Raw genomic sequence first — 16,591 nt, 5'->3', positions numbered from 1 at the left:
CGATCTGTCTAGTACAGGTAGATATACCGGTCTGTTTACTTGGGAGGCGTTCGTGCGTGTGACGGGAACCGACGTCGGACTCGCAGCGGGGTTCGTGCTGATGTGGAGTTCCGGCTTCGTCGGCGCGACCATGGGCACCGAGATCACCGGCAGCACGACGCTGCTGTTCTGGCGGTTCCTCGTGGTCACCGGTCTGCTCGCGCTGTGGTGGCTACTCGTGCGGCGCACCCGGATCACCGTTCGGGACCTCGGCGTGCACGCGGTGCTCGGGTTGTTGTCGCAGGCCGGCTACCTCTCGGGGGTGGTGTTCGCCGCCGAGCTCGGCGTACCGGCGGGCACGTCGGCGCTGATCGCCGCGCTCCAGCCGCTGGTCGCCGCGGCCCTGTCGGGGCCGCTGCTCGGGCAGCACACCACGCCGCGGCAGTGGCTCGGGCTGGCGATCGGCCTCGGTGGGGTGGCACTGGTCGTGTCGGGCGATCTCGGCGGCGGAGCGACGCCACTGGCGTACGCACTGCCCCTACTGGCGATGCTCAGCCTCGTCGCGGGCACGTTCGCCGAACGCAAGCTCCCCTCGACGCTGCCCCTCGGTGAGTCACTGCTGATCCAGTCGGCCACGTCGACGGTCTGCTTCGCCGGCATCGCGGCCGCGACAGGATCGACCGCCCTGCCCACGGCCGCCGGCTTCTGGCCGGTCATCGCGTGGCTCGTGGTGCTGTCGACGTTCGGCGGCTACGGGTTCTACTGGCTCAACGTCCGCCGCGGATCGGTGACCCGAGTGTCCACCCTGCTGTACCTGACCCCGCCCACCACGATGGTCGCGGCACTGGTGATGTTCGGGGAGCCGGTGACCGTGACGGGTCTGGCCGGCCTGCTCGTCTGCTTCGCCGCGGTACCACTGGCCCTGCGCCCGCCTCGCACAGCCGCGGCCCAGACCGCACCGCAGGCCCCATCGCAGACCACGACGGAGGCCCCTGCCGGGGACGCGACGGCAAGCGCGGGGACCGGCTCGCGCGCGATGATGTCGGCATGCAGCTCCACGACGTCGTCGACACCTCGGCCGAGTTGGCCGCGACGCGGTCGCGCAACGCCAAGACCGCGGCGCTCTCGCGGCTCCTCGGAGACGCACCCGCCGACGAACTCTCCGCCGCCGTCGCGTTCCTGACCGGCAGGCCAACCCAGGGCCGCATCGGGGTCGGCTGGCGCACCCTGGCCCAGCTCCGTCGCGCGCCCGCGCCGTCGGCCTCGCTGACGGTCGCCGAGGTCGACCGGACGCTCGGCGAGATCGCCTCGACCAGCGGAAGCGGCTCGACGTCCCGGCGCACCCGGCTACTGCACGACCTGCTGGCCCGCGCCACGACCGAGGAACAGGACTTCCTCGTCCGGCTCCTCACCGGCGAGCTGCGCCAGGGTGCACTCGAAGGCGTGATGATCGAGGCGATCGCAGCGGCCACGGAGGCACCCGCAGACCTGGTGCGGCGTGCGGTGATGCTCTCGGGCGACCTCGCGGTGACGGCCTCGGCAGCAGCCTCCGGCGGGACGGACGCGCTCGAACGGTTCCGCCTCGAGGTCGGCAGGCCCGTGCGTCCCATGCTCGCCTCACCGGCCGAGTCGCTCGACGACGCCGTCACCCGGCTCGGCGAACCGATCGTCGAGTACAAGATGGACGGTGCCCGCATCCAGGTCCACCGCGACGGCGACGAGGTGCGCGTGTACACCAGGACGCTGCGGGAGATCACCCGCTCGGTGGGCGAACTCGCCGACCTCGTCCGATCCCTGCCGTGCGAGCGCGTGGTCCTCGACGGCGAGACGTTGGCGCTCACCGACGACGGGCGGCCGCGGCCGTTCCAGGAGACGATGGGCCGCTTCGGCAGCACCGCCGACGAGCAGGTCCGCGAGCTCCTCCTGCGCCCGTACTTCTTCGACTGCCTGCACGTGGACGGCAACGACCTGCTGGATGCACCGCTGCGGGAGCGCCGCGCTGCGCTGCACGAGGTCGCCGGGGAGCACGTGATCCCCGGCGAGGTTGCCCCCGACGATCCGGCGACGCTGCTCGACGCGGCGCTGGCGGCAGGACACGAAGGCGTGATGGTCAAGGACCCCGATTCGCCCTACGCCGCGGGAAGGCGCGGGCGCGCGTGGCTGAAGGTGAAGCCCTCCCACACGCTGGACCTCGCCGTCCTCGCCGCGGAATGGGGACATGGCAGGCGCACCGGTTATCTGTCCAATCTGCACCTGGGCGCCCGCGACCCGGACGGCGGCGAACCGATCATGGTGGGCAAGACGTTCAAGGGCCTCACCGACGAACTGCTCGCCTGGCAGACCGAGCACTTCCCCGAGCTGCAACGGTCTCGCGACGACTGGACCGTCTATCTGCGTCCGGAACTCGTCGTCGAGATCGAACTCGACGGGGTGCAGACGAGCACGCGCTACCCCGGCGGCGTGGCGCTGCGCTTCGCCCGCGTCGTGCGCTACCGCCCCGACAAGGAGGCCGGCGAGGCCGACACCATCGACGCCGTCCGCGCCATGCTCCGCGGCTGACCGGTCACCCGACCCGCACCCCGGACCCGCGACGTCAGAGCTGCACGCCGCGGGTGAGCGCGCCGTCGACGACGAGGTTGGTGCCGGTGATGAAGCTCGCCGCGGGGCTGGCCAGGAACGCCACGGCGTTGGCGACCTCCTGCGGTGTGCCCATGCGGCCGGTCGGGTTCAGCGACAACGCGTGTTCGAAGAACTCGGGGTTGTTCTCCTCGTTGCTCGCCCAGATGCCGCCCGGAAAGTACGTGTTGCCGGGAGAAACGCTGTTCGCCCTGATCGGCTTGCCGGCCAGCTGGTGGGCCAGGCCCTGCGTGTAGTGGACGATCGCCGCCTTGAACGTGCCGTACGGACCGGCGGCGAAGTCGACCTCGCGGCCGGACACACTCGAGATCGTGACGATCGAGCCGGCGCTGCTGCGCTCGAGATGCGGCATGGCGGCGTTGACGGTCCGCACCGTGTGCATCAGGTCGACCTGGAAGCTGGTGTTCCAGTTCTCCTCGCTGTCCGGGATGGCGAGCGCGCTGACGTTGGCCACCACGATGTCGACCCCGCCGAGTTCCTCCGCGCTCGAGGTGACCCACCGGGTGATGCTGTCGGCGTCGGCCACGTCCACCGCGCCGCCGGTGACGGTGCATCCCTTGCCCCGCAGCTCCGCGACCGCGGCGTCCACATCGGACTCCGTGCGGGCACACAGCGACACCGATGCGCCCTCGCCGGCCAACGTGCGCACGATCGCGCCGCCGATTCCCTTGGTGCCACCGGTGACGAGCGCCTTCAGCCCTTCGAGTCCCAGGTCCATGCGTTCTCCTCCGTATCGTCGGTGTGTCCGGGCCTCACAGCACCATCGGAATCACAGTGCCACCGAAAGTCACAGTGCCGCGGCCTGCTCCCGCAGGCTGCGGTGCATGGCGTCGTAGGGGTCTGCGGCGGGCAGCAGAGTCTTGGGGAGTTTCGTGGCGGCGCTGTAGTTGGCGTCGCACACGTTCGCCAGCGGCGACTCGCTGATCTGCGTGACGAGTTGGTAGCCGTCCATGGCGTCGAGGCCGTACAGCTCGCCGAGCCAGCGGATCATGTCCACCTGGCTCGCCCGCCACGCGTCCTCGAGCGGTCTGCTCGAGCCGATGACGGTGAGGTACTCGTCCGATTCGATGCGCGGCCACGCCGGACCACCGCCCTTGATCAGGTCGACCAGCAGGGTCACGTGCATGGCGCCTTCCACGGCCGTACCGCAGGATTCGCCCTCGCCCTGGCGGTAGTGCCCGTCACCGACGGAGAACAGCGCTCCGTCCACATTGACCCCGAGGTAGCACGTCACGCCGGGTTTCATCTCCGGAGTGTCCATGTTTCCGCCGAAGACGTCGGGCACGAGCGACGACCGCGCCTCCCCCGCCGCGGGTGCCACGCCGACCGTGCCGAGCATCGGGGCGATCGGCAGTTCGAGTGTCAGGTCCGTCGACTGCGCGGCGAACTCCACCGTGCCACGGTCGCTGTTGACCTCGTAGATCCACGTCTGCTCGGGCAGCGGGTCCTGCAGCAGCGCCGTGCGGTCCGTACCCGTGAGACCACCGAACAGGGGGATCGTCGTGGAGGCGCCCCACCCGCGTGCGGGCGTGAGGTCGACGATGTGCAGTGCCAGCGTGTCCCCCGGCTCGGCACCCTCCACATGGAACGGTCCGGTCTGCGGGTTGACGTACGGCATGTTCAGCGACGCGCTGGGCAGGTCAGTGACGTCGCGCAGGCGGCCGCAGAAGGCGTCGTCGGTCCACAGTCGCAGAAGCGTTCCCGGCTTGATCCGGTGCGACGGTGCGACACCCCCGAACGTCCACGCGTACTGCTCCGGGGTCGGGGTGTAGTCGACGACGTCCACGAGGCCTCCTTCGGTCGAACCGCCCTTCCGCGCGGGTTCCGTCTGCCTTCCTAACGCACAACCCGCGCCGAGGCCAGACGTCGAGCGCGGCGAGCGACGAGCGGAAACCAGCCGGCAACGCCGCTGTCACGCCCCGAGCGTCCCTGCTGCGCAGCGGGTCCACACGGAGCCCGCTTCCGGGTGGATCCGTGGACCACGTCGCCGACCGTCGCCCTCAGTCGAGGCAGAACTCGTTGTCCTCCGGATCCGCCATGACGATCCATCCCGCACCCAGCGGCGGTGCCGGCTCGAACCGTTCGAGTCGCTTCGCGCCGAGCGTCACGAGCCGCGCCGCCTCGGCCTCCAGCGCGTCCATCCGCGCGTCGCCCTCGAGCCCTTCGGCGGCACGGACGTCGATGTGCAGGCGGTTCTTGGCCGTCTTCGCGTCGTCGACACGTTGCAGGAAGATTCGCGGGCCGTGGCCCTCGGGATCGACGATCGCGTTGGCGTCGTTCCACCGCTCCTCCGGAACACCCATCGCGGCGAGTGCCTCGTCCCAGGTGGCATGACCGCCGGGCGGGTCCATCTGCCGGTAGCCGAGCACCTCGGCCCAGAACGTGCCGAGCGCTTCGGGATCGGCGGCGTCGATCGTGATCTGCAGGGTTCGGGCGGTCATGCGGTTCTCCGGAGGTACAGGTCGCGCAGCAGGGCGACCTCGGCGAGGTGGTGGATGAGCTCGCGGTGGATGTGCAGGACGAGGCGGGCCATCGAACTGTCGGCGAACTCGCCCTCGGCCGGACCGCACGGGCGCGCGAGCCCGTCCTCGCCCAACGCCTCGACGCCCGCAATCCGGGTGGCGTACTCGGCGTCGAGCTGGGCGAGCGCCTCGCCGGCCGTCGCGGCGTACTCGAACGCGTTGTAGTCGGTGGCGGAACGTCCGAAGTGGGCGGCGTTGCGCATCGCCAGCACGCCGACGATCACGTGTCCCAGTCGCCACGCGATCGTCGTCACCGGCGGCGGATCGGGTGTGGGGACGGCGAAGTCGATCGTCATCGCACCCGAGCCGCCCTGGATGGGCGCGGTACTCGTGCCACGCGGGCGCACGTTCCAGGCGCCGGGCGCCGGTTCCCAGAGGTATTCGTCGTCGGTGAGTCCCTCCAACCGTGTGCGGGCCTGGTTGTCCCAGTGCCAGGTGATCTGGTCGAGCAGGAGCGCGTTGTCGGTCATACGAGCACTCTGACAGTGAATGCGGACAGATTCGGTCCGCATTCTGTGCCACGATCGGACCCATGACCGTCGAGGCGACGACCCAGCGGGTGCTGCGGCTGCTGGAACTGCTGCAACGCAGGCCGACGTGGACGGCCTCGCAGCTGGCGGAGGAGCTGGGCGTCACGCAGCGCAGCGTGCGCCGCGACGTCGAACGGCTGCGCACCCTGGGCTACCCGGTGCACGCCACGGCGGGCGTCGGAGGCGGCTACCAGCTCGGCGCGGGCACCCGCCTGCCGCCGCTGCTGCTCGACGACGGCGAGGCCATCGCCACCGCGGTGTCGCTGCGCGTGGCCTCCGGCGGCACCGTCGCAGGCACCGGCGAGGCAGCGGTGCGGGTGCTGGCCAAGCTCGACCAGGTGATGCCGCCCCGGCTGCGCAGCGAGGTGCGCGCCGTGCACGCCGCCACCGACACGCTCGTCGCTCCGGGCACCCAGGTCGACGCAGACGTCCTGCTGACCATCGCGAGAGCCTGCCGGGACAGCGTCCGCGCCCGGTTCGGCTACACCACGATGCGCGGCCAGGAGCGCGCCCGCACCGTCGAACCCGTCCGCATGGTGGCCACGAGCCGGCGCTGGTACCTCATGGCGTGGGACGTCGACAGGCAGGACTGGCGCACCTTCCGGCTCGACCGGATGCGCGACGTCGAAGCGACCACGTGGCGGTTCCGGCCGCGGGAGCACCCGGATCCGGTTGCGTTCGTCCAGCGGTCGGTCACGTCGTCGCCGTACCGGCACGTCGCACGGGTGCTCGTCCACGCCGACGTCGACCGGGTGGCCGAACACGTGCCGCCGCAGGCCGCCCAGCTCACGCCCGAATCGCCCGGACGGTGCCTGCTGGTCTCGGGTGGCGACGACCTGGACTGGGTCGCCCTGCACATCGCCCGCCTGCCGTTCGACTGCGAGATCCTCGACCCTCCCGAGCTGCGCGAGGCCGCCGAACGCCTGGCAGGCAGACTGTCGGCCATGGCTCGCGAACGCGCCTGACGAGTGCGGCACCCGCTTTCTCCCGGCTCGTCCAGTACGCTGAAGTCTCGTGCAGTTTCTCGATGGCCACAGGCCCGCTCACGACCTGACCTACGACGACGTCTTCCTGGCGCCGAGCCGGTCGGCGGTCGAGTCCCGCTTCGACGTCGACCTCTCGACGGTCGACGGCACGGGAACGTCGATCCCCCTCGTCGTCGCCAACATGACCGCGGTCGCCGGTCGCCGCATGGCCGAAACGGTCGCCCGGCGCGGCGGCCTGGTGGTCCTGCCGCAGGACGTCGACCCCACGGCCGTCGCCGACATCACCGCATGGGTGAAGAGCAGGGACACGGTGTGGGACACCCCGCTGGTGCTCACGCCCGGCGACGCGGTGGCCGACGCCCTGAACCTGGTCGGCAAGCGTGCCCACCACGCGGTCGCCGTGGTCGACGCGGACGGCAAGCCGGTCGGCATCGTCGACGAACAGGCGTGCACCGGGGTCGACCGGTTCGCACGCCTCGGCGAGATCCTCGAGCCGAACGTGCTGACCTGCCCCATGGACACCCCGCCGCGTGAGGTGTTCGAGAAGTTGCAGGAACACGGCGGCAGGCTGGCGCTGGGCGTCGACGCCGACGGCCGGCTCACCGGCGTGCTCACACAGGTCGCTGCGCTGCGCGCGGGCATCTACCGGCCCGCGACCGACGCCGAAGGGCAGCTGCGCATCGCCGCGGCGATCGGTGTGAACGGCGACGTCGCGGCGAAGGCCGAGGCGCTGGTGAAGGCCGGTGTCGACGTGCTCGTCGTCGACACCGCGCACGGCCACCAGGAGAAGATGCTCAGTGCGCTGAAGGCCGTCCGTTCGGTGCTCCCGACCGATTCCGGCGTGCCGGTCGTGGCCGGCAACGTGGTGACCGCCCAGGGCACGCGGGACCTCATCGACGCGGGCGCCGACGTCGTGAAGGTGGGAGTGGGCCCCGGTGCGATGTGCACGACCCGGATGGCCACCGGTGTCGGCCGTCCGCAGTTCTCCGCCGTGCGCGAGTGCGCCGAGGCAGCGAGGGCGCTGGGCAAGCACGTGTGGGCCGACGGCGGCGTGCGGCACCCGCGCGACGTGGCCCTGGCACTGGCCGCCGGCGCGTCGGCGGCGATGGTCGGTTCGTGGTTCGCGGGCACCTACGAGTCGCCAGGCGATCTGCGCTACGACGAGCAGGGCCGCCCGTACAAGGAGTCCTTCGGCATGGCCTCGAAGCGCGCGGTCAGCGCCCGTACCCGCACCGACAACGGGTACGAGCGGGCGCGCAAGAGCCTGTTCGAGGAGGGCATCTCGTCGTCGCGGATGGCCCTCGACCCGACACGGCCCGGCGTCGAGGACCTCATCGACTCGATCACCGCGGGTGTGCGGTCGGCGTGCACCTACGCGGGCGCGACGACACTGGAGCAGTTCCACGAGCGCGCCGTCGTCGGTGTCCAGTCCGCGGCCGGTTTCGCCGAGGGACGCCCCCTGCCCACGGGCTGGTAATGCACCCGAGGGCCCCATGGTCGCGTTGAGTGCAACTTTTCTTCCCTTCGCGGGTCGTTCCACGCGAAGGGAAGATTAGTTGCGTTGAGTGCAACCATGGGGCCCTCGGGAGCCGTAAAGCCGGGGTCAGCCGTGGTACTCCAGCATCTCGGTCACCAGGGCGGCGATCGGGGAACGCTCCGAGCGCGTCAGCGTGACGTGGGCGAACAGCGGATGCCCCTTGAGCTTCTCGATCACCGCCGAGACCCCGTCGTGCCTACCGACGCGCAGGTTGTCCCGCTGCGCGACGTCGTGGGTGAGCACCACCCGCGAGGCCGCACCGAGGCGGGACAGCACCGTGAGCAGCACGTTGCGCTCGAGGGACTGCGCCTCGTCGACGATCACGAACGAGTCGTGCAGCGACCGGCCGCGGATGTGGGTCAACGGCAGCACCTCGAGCATGCCGCGGTCGAGGACCTCGTCGACGACCTCCTGACTCACCAGCGCGCCGAGCGTGTCGAACACCGCCTGCGCCCAGGGCTGCATCTTCTCGTTCTCGGACCCCGGCAGGTAGCCGAGATCCTGCCCGCCGACCGCGTAGACCGGGCGGAACACGACGACCTTGCGGTGCATCCCGCGTTCCAGCACCGCTTCGAGTCCCGCGCACAGCGCCAGCGCCGACTTACCGGTGCCCGCCCTGCCGCCGAGCGAGACGATGCCGACCTCCTGGTCGAGCAACAGGTCGAGCGCGATGCGCTGTTCGGCCGAACGCCCGTGCAGGCCGAAGGCCTCGCGGTCGCCGCGGACGAGCTTGACCTGCTTGTCCTGCGTCACGCGGCCCAGCGCACTGGTCGTGCCCGCGAGCAGTCGCAGACCCGTGTGGCACGGCAGTTCGGCCGCGTCCGGCACGCCGAAGTCGGACAGGTCGGCCGAACCGGAGGAGAACATCTCGTCGATGGCCTCCTGCGGCACGTCGAGGTCGGCCGTGCCGGTCCACCCGGACGGCGTGACCTCCTCGGCGCGGTACTCGTCGGCGGTCAGGCCGACCGCACCGGCCTTGACCCGCAACGGAATGTCCTTGGTGACCAGCGTGACCGCGCCTTCGCGCTCCTTCGCCAGGTTCAGCGAGCACGCCAGGATGCGGTGGTCGTTGGCCTCGGTGCGGAACCCGGGCGGCAGGACCGTCGGATCCGAGTGGTTGAGCTCGACGTGGATCGTTCCGCCCGCGTCACCGATCGGCACGGGCGCGTCGAGGCGCCCGTGGGTACGGCGCAGGTCGTCGAGCAGCCGGAGGGCTTCCCGCGCGAACCAGCCCAGCTCGGGGTGGTGCCGCTTACCTTCCAGCTCGTTGATCACCACGATCGGCAGGACCACCGGGTGTTCGGCGAATCTGGTCATCGCCCACGGGTCGGACAGCAACACGGACGTGTCGAGTACGAAAGTCCTGGGCTGACCTGGGGATCCTGCGGCGTCGGGTTCGAAACCCGGGGCGCCGGTCGTAGCGGGGCCGGAGGCATCTCGGGGCAAACGCTGCGCAGTCACGACGGCATCTCCCTCAGGGGCGTTGGCACCACGCCCGCACTTCGCTGGGCCGGGCACTGCCCTGGCTGGTCGCTGATCCGACGCCGGAACGTCAGGTCACGCGCCCACGAGGGCCCGGTGCCGGCCCCCTCGTGCGCTTGAACGGCTTCGCCGTTCGCTGTTCCACTGCCACGACCAGGGCCTCCCGTGACGAACCACATCGGTTCGTGGTCCGTCACCCGCGAAGCTACCGCCGCACGCCGTCGAATGCAGGCAGCCAGGCAGGTGATTCACCGATTTGTCATGTGAACGCCGGTGCGGGGACATCGAGACCCGGTGATCGATACCGAAAGTCACCGGGACCGGGACTTGACGTCGTTTTCTTCACCGGGAAAGCCCAACGGTTTCGTCGCCATTACGAACGCGATCGCGCTATACCAGTTCCGGCCTCGCGAGGACAAGATCCATGCCCCTCGGCGGTGATCCACAGCCGCCTAGCACTCACCATCGACGCAGGTCAAGACCCACAATCGGCGCGTCATCGACCGACGGTCCGCCCCTCGCCCGGTCAGCCTCCGTATCGTCGATTCCGCACCGCGTAGTCCCGCAACGCGCGCAGGAAGTCGACCCGGCGAAATGCCGGCCAATAAGCCTCGGTGAACCAGAATTCGGAGTGCGCCGATTGCCACAGCAGAAAACCGGACAAGCGCTGTTCTCCGGACGTCCGAATGATGAGATCCGGGTCCGGCTGCCCCGAAGTATACAAATGTTCGGAGATATGGTCGACATCCAGAATCTTGGCGAGCTCCCGGATGGACGTGCCCTCGTCGGCGTGCTGGCGGAGCAGCTTGCGGACGGCGTCCGCGATCTCCTGCCGTCCCCCGTAGCCGACCGCGACGTTGACGACCATGCCCTTCCTGCCGTCGGTGCGCTGAGCCGCCGCGGTGAGCCTGGTCGCGACCTCCGCGGGCAACATCTCCTGCGAGCCGACGATCGACAGCCGCCACGGATTGCCCGGCGCGGCCAGCTCGTCGACCACGTCCGGGATGATCTGCAGCAGCGCCTGCACCTCTTCGTTCGCACGGTTGCGGACGTTGTCGGTGGAGAGCAGGAACAGCGTGACGACCTCGACGCCCGCCTCCCTGCACCACGTCAGGAAGTTCTCGATGCGCTTGGCGCCGACGCGGTGACCACCGTTGACGTCGGTGAAGCCCGCTTCACGGGCCCACCTGCGGTTACCGTCGAGAATGATGCCGATGTGGCGGGGATGCTTCCCCGCGGACTGCTGCTGCAGCCGCCACGAGTAGAGGCGGTACACGACCTTGGAGGCGAACGACCGAAGACTCACGTCCAGGCAGCGTACGCCTGCCCGGATCACGGCGTACGTGGATCGGGTGGCGGGGCCGCCACGTGACGTTCACTGCTCGAGGATGCAGACGCCACCTACGGATCCGTAACCTTGAAAGGGTGAGCACCCTGACCGAACCGCGTCCGTCGAAGTCCGTCGAAGACCGCCCACGGCTCCGCGGCCACCTCCATTTCTGGAGCTTCTTCGGGGCCGTCGCCGCGGGCGCAACGCTGATCGCGCTCGCCGCGTCGACCGTGTCCGGCCTCGCCGCACTGGCGACGTCGGTCTACGGCGCCACGGTGCTCGGTCTGTTTGGCGTGAGCGCGCTGTACCACCGCCACATCTGGAGCCCTCGCGGCTACCAGTGGATGAAGCGCGCCGACCACTCGATGATCTTCCTGTTCATCGCGGGGACCTACACCCCGTTCACGTTGCTGGCGATGTCGCAACCCACCGGGTACGTCGTCCTCACCGTGGTGTGGACGGGGGCGGTGGCAGGCGTGGCACTGAAGATGCTGTGGCCGAAGGCGCCCCGATGGCTCGGGGTGCCGATCTACGTGGCGCTCGGCTGGGTCGCGGTGTTCGTCCTGCCCGAGCTCGCCGTCAACGGCGGTGTCGCCGCGCTGGTGCTGCTTCTGGTCGGCGGCGCGCTCTACACCGTCGGTTCGATCTTCTACGCCACGCGGTGGCCGAACTTCTGGCCACGCACGTTCGGCTACCACGAGTTCTTCCACGCCTGCACGGTGCTGGCGGCGATCTGCCACTACATCGCGATCTGGCTCGTCCTGTACTGATCGCGACTCGTCCGCGGCGGCCCGCCCGTGATCGGGCGCGGTAGCCTGCGCGCATGGCGAGCGGGAACGGCACGGTCGGAGTCGGCGTCGTCGTACGGGACGAGCAGCGGCGCGTGCTGCTCGGACTGCGCGCCAAGCACGGTGAGCCGGTCGTGTGGTGCCTGCCAGGCGGCGCCGTCGATCCCGGCGAGAGCTTCGAGCAGGCGGCCGTGCGCGAACTGGCCGAGGAGACGGGCCTGACCGCCAAATCGGCCGAGGTCGTCGGCCTCGTGTTGGCTCCCGGCGAGGACGTCACGGCCACAGCGGTGGCTGTCGCGGATGCCACGCGCGGCGAGCCGCAGGTGCTCGAACCGCACGTTTTCCGCACCTGGCAATGGTTTCCCGCATCCGAGGTCCCCGAGGCGCTGTTTCCGGCGACCCGCCAGGCACTCGAGTTCCTCGCCGACGACGCGGCGAGCGACGGTGTGTCCTACCGGCTGAGCAGAACCGCACCGGCCGGGGCCGGTTGAGAAGCCGGCCGACACCGGCGGCGCCGGTGTCGGCCGTGGACCGTCACGGGCAGAAGCGGGCGGCCAGATCGGCGACCCGCTCGCGGCGCTGCCCGTCGCGCAGCCTTCCCGCCCGCTCGAGCAGGCTCATGCCGTGGAGCGCACCCCACAGCACCTCGGTGGCGGTGCCGTCCCCGTCGTCGCCGATGACGTCGGCGAGCGCGGAGAAGCCGGCACGCAGCTCGGCCTCGGCGTCGTCGCGGGCGAACCGCGCGTCGATGGGCAGCTGGAACATCGCCTCGTACAGCGCAGGGTGCTCCGCGGCGAAGTCCAGGTATGCCATAGCCGCCGCCTCGACCGCGGACCTGCCCGTCCTGCGCCCCACGGCGGCGTGACAGAGCTCGGCCAGCTCGGTGAACCCCTCCAACGCGACCGCACGCATGATCTCGGCCTTACCGCCGGGAAAGTGGCCGTAGAGCACCGGCTGGGAGTAGCCGATCGAGTCGGCCAGGTGTCGCGTCGTGACCGCCGCCCACCCTTCGGCGTCGGCCCTCGCACGTGCGGCGTCCAGGATCTGGCGTCGCCGTTCGTCGGCGCGACGGCGCCGGGTCACGCTGTCGGGCATCGGCCCTCCTTGCGGTGGACGACGGGCAGGCCTAGTCTAGCAGTGCTAGATTTCCTAGCACTGCTAACCGATCGAGCTCGACTGAGGCGGAACTCGACCCAGGCAGAGGCTCACCGAAGGGGTTGCCGTGACTCCGACACTCGCCGTGGTGACCGCGACCGTCGTCGGCCTGATGGTCGGGGTCGAACTCGCCGTCGCGGTCGTCGTCAATCCGGTCCTGCTGCGCCTGCCCCCGGACGCAGCGCTCGCGGCGCGCGCCGACAGCGGCCGCCTGCTGGGTCGCACCATGCCGTTCTGGTACGTCGGAGCGCTGCTCTCGACCGCCGCGCTCTGCGTCGCCACCTGGGGATCGACCTCGTCCGTGGTGGCCGCAGCCGCCGTCGTGCTCCTGGCCGCGAGCGTCGTCATGTCGGTGACGTTGCTCGTCCCGATCAACAACAGGTCGAGGACGTGGACGGCCGAGAACTACCCACCCGACTGGCGGGAACAACACCGCAGATGGGACCGCCTGCACCACGTCAGGGTCGCCGTGCTCACCGCGGCGTTCGTGCTCGTCGTGGTCGCCGCGACCGGGCGTTAACCGATGCGGCGGAACGGGGCGAGTGCGTCGTCGAGCGTGGTGATGGCACCCGCGGCCGTACGCTGATCGACGATCCCTTCGAGGGCGTGCGCCGTGACCTCGGCCCTGCCCGGGTACCAGACGACCTGTACCACCGCCGTGTTCATGCCGAAGGCGCCCGCGCCGACCAGCCCGCCGAGCACGCGCGGTGACGTCGATTCCGGCAACGCGGATGCGTACGGGTACGGCAGCGGCCGGAGCACCTCACGCACCCGCGCGACCGCATCGTCGCGGCACGGCACCGCGAGCGCACTGGTCAGGCCGGTGAGGCGCGTGAACAGCCGTGCGCCCAGCCGTCCGCCCATGCGACCGCCGGAAGCACCACCACGACGCCCCGCGGGCCCGCCGCCCGCCTGGCCGCCGAGCGCACCGCCTGCGCCGCCCAGCTCGGCGTTGCGCTCGATGAGGATGGCGCGAACCTGCTCACCGGTGAGTACCGGGGACGGATGGTTCTTGTCGGCACGCGTGCGCATGCCCGGATCTTGGCACGAAGACCCCACGACCGTGCACCACTTCCCCGGGAACGTCGCGCCGCCCGCTGGTCGCGGGCGCCCGCGACCCCGGGGGCCGCCGACCGGCTGCCGTGGAACGATCACCGGCGTGACCGCAGCAGGTTCCGGCATGTTCCGGCCCCGACGCGGACACGTACTACTACCCGGTCGAAGTGCAGTTCGGGGACTCCGAACCACGGGTCCAGCACGTCCGGTGGGAGCCCGATGGAGTTGCCGTCGACTTCGCCGACGGCAACTCCATCCAGGTCTCCGCGGACAACTTCCGCAGCACTCGCTGATCCCGACACGACGAGTGCCCGACACCGGCTACGCGTCGGCGGGCGTGAACTTCTCCCGGTGGATGTTCCGCGGAGCCATGCGACGTCGTTTGAACGCCTTCACACCCGCCTCGACCATCGCGGGCGGTCCGCACAGCCAGCCGGACCATCCGCGGGCGCTCGGGATGTCCTCGACGAACGCGTCGGTCGGGAACCCCTCGCGATATCCGTCCGCCGGCTCGTGCGACAGCACCGGCACGAACCGGAAGTTCGCGTAATCTCGCTCCAGATCGGACAGACGAGCCAGGTCGTACAGTTCGGACTCACCGCGAACCCCGTGGTACAGCACCACGTCCCGATCCGGGTGTCGGCGCAGCGCCGTTCGCGCGATACCGATCAGCGGCGCGAGACCGGTGCCTCCGCCGATCAGCACCATCGGTGCCCCGACGTCGTCCGCCTCGTCCGGCAGGCGGAAATCGCCGAGTGGCCCCGACACCTCGACCGCCTCGCCCGCGGCGAGCCCCGAGAACAGCCACCCTTCCGTCGCCGCACCACCCGGAACCAGCTTGACGTGCAGTTCCAGTGCCTTGTCCTCGTCGGCCGTGTTGGCCAGCGAGTACTGCCTGCGCACGCCCGAACCGGGCACGGTGAGCTCGACGTACTGCCCCGCGTCGAAGGCCAACGGCTCGTCGAGTCCGAGCACGATCCGCCGTGTGTCCCGCGCGATGTCGCTCACCTCGAGGACCGTGGCGGTCAGGTCGCGCAACGGGTTCACCGCCTTCGCCGCGGCCGAACCCTGCGGCCGCAGTTCGACGTCGCCCCGCGGCCGCGCCTGACAGGCCAGCGTCATCCCCGCGGCACGTTCGTCCGCGGTGAGCGTCTCCTCCGGGGAGTCGCCGTGGTCGACCTCGCCCGAGACCACGTGCAGTTTGCAGGTGCCGCACGTGCCCTGGTTGCACGAGTTGGGCATCCACACGCCCGCCCGCAGGCACGCGTCGAGCAACGCCTGATCACCGGCACACTCGACGCTGCGCCCGCCGACGGTGACCGCGAACGTCACGTCACACCTCCCACGTCACGTGCAGACTCGTCGGTCCGCGGAAACCCCAACCCCAGAACTCCACGCCCTCGCGGGTGTCGCGTTCGAGGTTCGGGATCGCCTCGAACAGTTCCTCGAGCGCGATCCGCATGACGTGGTTGGCGAAGTAGATGCCCGCGCACGCGTGGTCGCCTGCGCCGAACGCGAGGTGCGGCAACGGCGGCCGGTGCAGGTCGTAGGTCGTGGGTGCCTCGTACTGGCCGGTGTCGTGGTTGGCCGAGCCGTACGACATCATCACCGGCGTGCCCTCGGGCAGATCGACGCCCGCGACGGTCACCGGTTTCGTCGAGATCCGCGCCGTGGCCGACCAGATCGGCGAGGTCCACCGCACACCCTCGGCGATGGCCCTCGGCACCAGCGTCGGGTCGTCGACGACCTCCTCCAACTGCTCGGGACGGCTGAACAGGCCCACGAGGGTGGAGGCCATGCCGTGGCCCGGTTCCTGCATCGCGCCCAGCAGGTACACGTAGATCGTCGGGTAGATGTACTCGCGGTCGCGCGTCTGCCCGGGAGGCATCCCGTCGTGCAGCCAGTGCGAGATGGCGCTGTCGTCGGGGTGCTGGATCCACCGGTCGATCAACGGGTCGACGATCGAACGGATCTCCTCCTTGGCCTCGTCACCCTCGCGGAAGCCGTCGGGGTTGGCGAACTCGCCGTTCTCGTCGACGGCCGCGTTGGTGAACGACCGGTTCAGCTTGGCGAACCACTCCCTGAGCTTGTCGGACGACACGTCCTGCAGCCCCAGCAGATCGCCGAGCGACCGCACGCTGACGGGTTCGCAGTACTGCGACACCAGCTCAGCCTGCCCGTCGTTCTCGAACTGTTCGAGGAATCCCCGCGCGATGGGCCGCACGAGGTCGTCGATCCAGCGGTCGACCTCGGCGGGCTGCAGTGCGGGGTCGACCATCGAGCGCAGGTCGCGGTGCACCTCTCCGTTGACGCCGATCACCGCGGGATGGCCGAACGTGCGGCCGCCCGCGGGCGTGATGACCGCCTCGAAGTCGGGGCTGGTCGCGATCTCGCGGCACACGTCCACGGTCGAGGCGACGTACGAACCCAGTACGGGCACGTACGCCAGCGGCGCCTCGGCGCGCAGCCGCTCGTACGTCGCGTACGGATTGCGTTCGAGATCGGTCATCGTGACGTCGTCCAGCCAGGACAGGTCGGGCCGTTCGGTGGTCGTCATCGCCGCTTCCTCCCACGTCGTTGTTCGGGATG

At 70.3% G+C, this 16,591-nt stretch carries 17 protein-coding genes; 7 read left to right on the top strand and 10 right to left on the bottom strand.

Annotation, left to right across the window (positions count from 1 at the left end):
• The first annotated feature begins 52 nt into the window (after positions 1 to 52).
• Both IF64_RS26525 and IF64_RS0109940 read left to right on the top strand, forming a co-directional pair.
• Positions 53 to 1,162, top strand: a complete 1,110-nt coding sequence (locus tag IF64_RS26525; protein ID WP_246134774.1) for a DMT family transporter — start codon at positions 53 to 55, stop codon at positions 1,160 to 1,162.
• On the top strand, positions 1,063 to 2,538 hold the full coding sequence (locus IF64_RS0109940; protein WP_246134905.1) for an ATP-dependent DNA ligase: 1,476 nt from the start codon (positions 1,063 to 1,065) through the stop codon (positions 2,536 to 2,538). Before IF64_RS26525 ends, IF64_RS0109940 begins: the two co-directional genes overlap by 100 nt.
• 34 nt (positions 2,539 to 2,572) lie before the next feature.
• Here the strand turns inward: IF64_RS0109940 and IF64_RS0109935 are convergent, their stop codons facing one another.
• The 4 genes from IF64_RS0109935 to IF64_RS0109920 all read right to left on the bottom strand — a co-directional run bounded on the left by IF64_RS0109935 (position 2,573) and on the right by IF64_RS0109920 (position 5,608).
• Complete coding sequence (locus IF64_RS0109935; RefSeq protein WP_030531756.1) at positions 2,573 to 3,334, bottom strand: SDR family NAD(P)-dependent oxidoreductase; 762 nt, start codon at positions 3,332 to 3,334, stop codon at positions 2,573 to 2,575.
• Between the two features lie 69 nt (positions 3,335 to 3,403).
• Positions 3,404 to 4,402, bottom strand: coding sequence for an acetamidase/formamidase family protein (locus IF64_RS0109930; RefSeq protein ID WP_030531755.1), 999 nt, complete (start codon positions 4,400 to 4,402; stop codon positions 3,404 to 3,406).
• Between the two features lie 214 nt (positions 4,403 to 4,616).
• Positions 4,617 to 5,057, bottom strand: a complete 441-nt coding sequence (locus tag IF64_RS0109925) for a VOC family protein (protein ID WP_030531754.1) — start codon at positions 5,055 to 5,057, stop codon at positions 4,617 to 4,619.
• Positions 5,054 to 5,608 carry a DinB family protein gene (locus tag IF64_RS0109920; protein WP_030531753.1) on the bottom strand — a complete coding sequence of 185 codons (555 nt, stop codon included), beginning with the start codon at positions 5,606 to 5,608 and terminating at the stop codon, positions 5,054 to 5,056. Before IF64_RS0109920 ends, IF64_RS0109925 begins: the two co-directional genes overlap by 4 nt.
• Positions 5,609 to 5,670: 62 nt before the next feature.
• Here IF64_RS0109920 and IF64_RS0109915 point away from each other — a divergent pair, with 62 nt between their 5' ends.
• Complete coding sequence (locus IF64_RS0109915) at positions 5,671 to 6,633, top strand: helix-turn-helix transcriptional regulator (RefSeq protein ID WP_030531752.1); 963 nt, start codon at positions 5,671 to 5,673, stop codon at positions 6,631 to 6,633.
• A gap of 49 nt (positions 6,634 to 6,682) precedes the next feature.
• Positions 6,683 to 8,131, top strand: a complete 1,449-nt coding sequence (gene guaB1, locus IF64_RS0109910) for a GMP reductase (RefSeq protein WP_030531751.1) — start codon at positions 6,683 to 6,685, stop codon at positions 8,129 to 8,131.
• Between the two features lie 126 nt (positions 8,132 to 8,257).
• On the opposite strand, the gene phoH2 is transcribed toward guaB1, so the two are convergent.
• Together phoH2 and IF64_RS0109900 are read right to left on the bottom strand one after the other, a co-directional pair.
• On the bottom strand, positions 8,258 to 9,652 hold the full coding sequence (gene phoH2, locus IF64_RS0109905) for an RNA 5'-3' helicase PhoH2 (RefSeq protein WP_030531750.1): 1,395 nt from the start codon (positions 9,650 to 9,652) through the stop codon (positions 8,258 to 8,260).
• 547 nt (positions 9,653 to 10,199) lie between these two features.
• Positions 10,200 to 10,979, bottom strand: a complete 780-nt coding sequence (locus IF64_RS0109900; protein WP_030531749.1) for an isoprenyl transferase — start codon at positions 10,977 to 10,979, stop codon at positions 10,200 to 10,202.
• 119 nt (positions 10,980 to 11,098) lie between these two features.
• Between IF64_RS0109900 and trhA the strand changes: the two genes are divergently transcribed.
• Positions 11,099 to 11,773: a PAQR family membrane homeostasis protein TrhA gene (trhA, locus tag IF64_RS0109895; protein WP_036876110.1), complete on the top strand. Its 675-nt coding sequence runs from the start codon at positions 11,099 to 11,101 to the stop codon at positions 11,771 to 11,773.
• Between the two features lie 53 nt (positions 11,774 to 11,826).
• On the top strand, positions 11,827 to 12,282 hold the full coding sequence (locus IF64_RS0109890; protein WP_048808614.1) for an NUDIX domain-containing protein: 456 nt from the start codon (positions 11,827 to 11,829) through the stop codon (positions 12,280 to 12,282).
• Between the two features lie 43 nt (positions 12,283 to 12,325).
• Here the strand turns inward: IF64_RS0109890 and IF64_RS0109885 are convergent, their stop codons facing one another.
• Positions 12,326 to 12,886: a TetR/AcrR family transcriptional regulator gene (locus IF64_RS0109885; RefSeq protein ID WP_030531746.1), complete on the bottom strand. Its 561-nt coding sequence runs from the start codon at positions 12,884 to 12,886 to the stop codon at positions 12,326 to 12,328.
• Between the two features lie 127 nt (positions 12,887 to 13,013).
• Between IF64_RS0109885 and IF64_RS0109880 the strand changes: the two genes are divergently transcribed.
• On the top strand, positions 13,014 to 13,466 hold the full coding sequence (locus IF64_RS0109880) for an anthrone oxygenase family protein (protein WP_030531745.1): 453 nt from the start codon (positions 13,014 to 13,016) through the stop codon (positions 13,464 to 13,466).
• On the opposite strand, the gene IF64_RS0109875 is transcribed toward IF64_RS0109880, so the two are convergent.
• The 3 genes from IF64_RS0109875 to IF64_RS0109860 form a co-directional block, all read right to left on the bottom strand.
• Positions 13,463 to 13,978 (bottom strand): hypothetical protein, encoded by a 516-nt coding sequence (locus IF64_RS0109875; protein WP_030531744.1) that lies wholly within the window; start codon positions 13,976 to 13,978, stop codon positions 13,463 to 13,465. The genes IF64_RS0109880 and IF64_RS0109875 overlap by 4 nt on opposite strands.
• Before the next feature lie 345 nt (positions 13,979 to 14,323).
• A complete protein-coding gene (locus IF64_RS0109865; RefSeq protein ID WP_030531743.1) occupies positions 14,324 to 15,334 on the bottom strand; it encodes a 2Fe-2S iron-sulfur cluster-binding protein in 1,011 nt (336 codons plus the stop codon).
• Between the two features lies 1 nt (position 15,335).
• On the bottom strand, positions 15,336 to 16,559 hold the full coding sequence (locus IF64_RS0109860; protein WP_030531742.1) for a cytochrome P450: 1,224 nt from the start codon (positions 16,557 to 16,559) through the stop codon (positions 15,336 to 15,338).
• Positions 16,560 to 16,591: the final 32 nt, after the last annotated feature.

This window comes from Prauserella rugosa, from assembly GCF_000719975.1.
Classification (GTDB): domain Bacteria; phylum Actinomycetota; class Actinomycetes; order Mycobacteriales; family Pseudonocardiaceae; genus Prauserella; species Prauserella rugosa.
Note: the sequence above shows the minus strand (reverse complement) of the source record. Positions and strands in the feature narration are given on the sequence as shown.

Coding starts and splice junctions, on each gene's coding strand:
- IF64_RS0109935 (WP_030531756.1), bottom strand. CDS start 3,334: ATGGACCTGGGACTCGAAGGGCTGAAGGCGCTCGTCACCGGTGGCACC.
- IF64_RS0109925 (WP_030531754.1), bottom strand. CDS start 5,057: ATGACCGCCCGAACCCTGCAGATCACGATCGACGCCGCCGATCCCGAA.
- IF64_RS0109920 (WP_030531753.1), bottom strand. CDS start 5,608: ATGACCGACAACGCGCTCCTGCTCGACCAGATCACCTGGCACTGGGAC.
- IF64_RS0109915 (WP_030531752.1), top strand. CDS start 5,671: ATGACCGTCGAGGCGACGACCCAGCGGGTGCTGCGGCTGCTGGAACTG.
- IF64_RS0109890 (WP_048808614.1), top strand. CDS start 11,827: ATGGCGAGCGGGAACGGCACGGTCGGAGTCGGCGTCGTCGTACGGGAC.
- IF64_RS0109885 (WP_030531746.1), bottom strand. CDS start 12,886: ATGCCCGACAGCGTGACCCGGCGCCGTCGCGCCGACGAACGGCGACGC.
- IF64_RS0109875 (WP_030531744.1), bottom strand. CDS start 13,978: ATGCGCACGCGTGCCGACAAGAACCATCCGTCCCCGGTACTCACCGGT.
- IF64_RS0109860 (WP_030531742.1), bottom strand. CDS start 16,559: ATGACGACCACCGAACGGCCCGACCTGTCCTGGCTGGACGACGTCACG.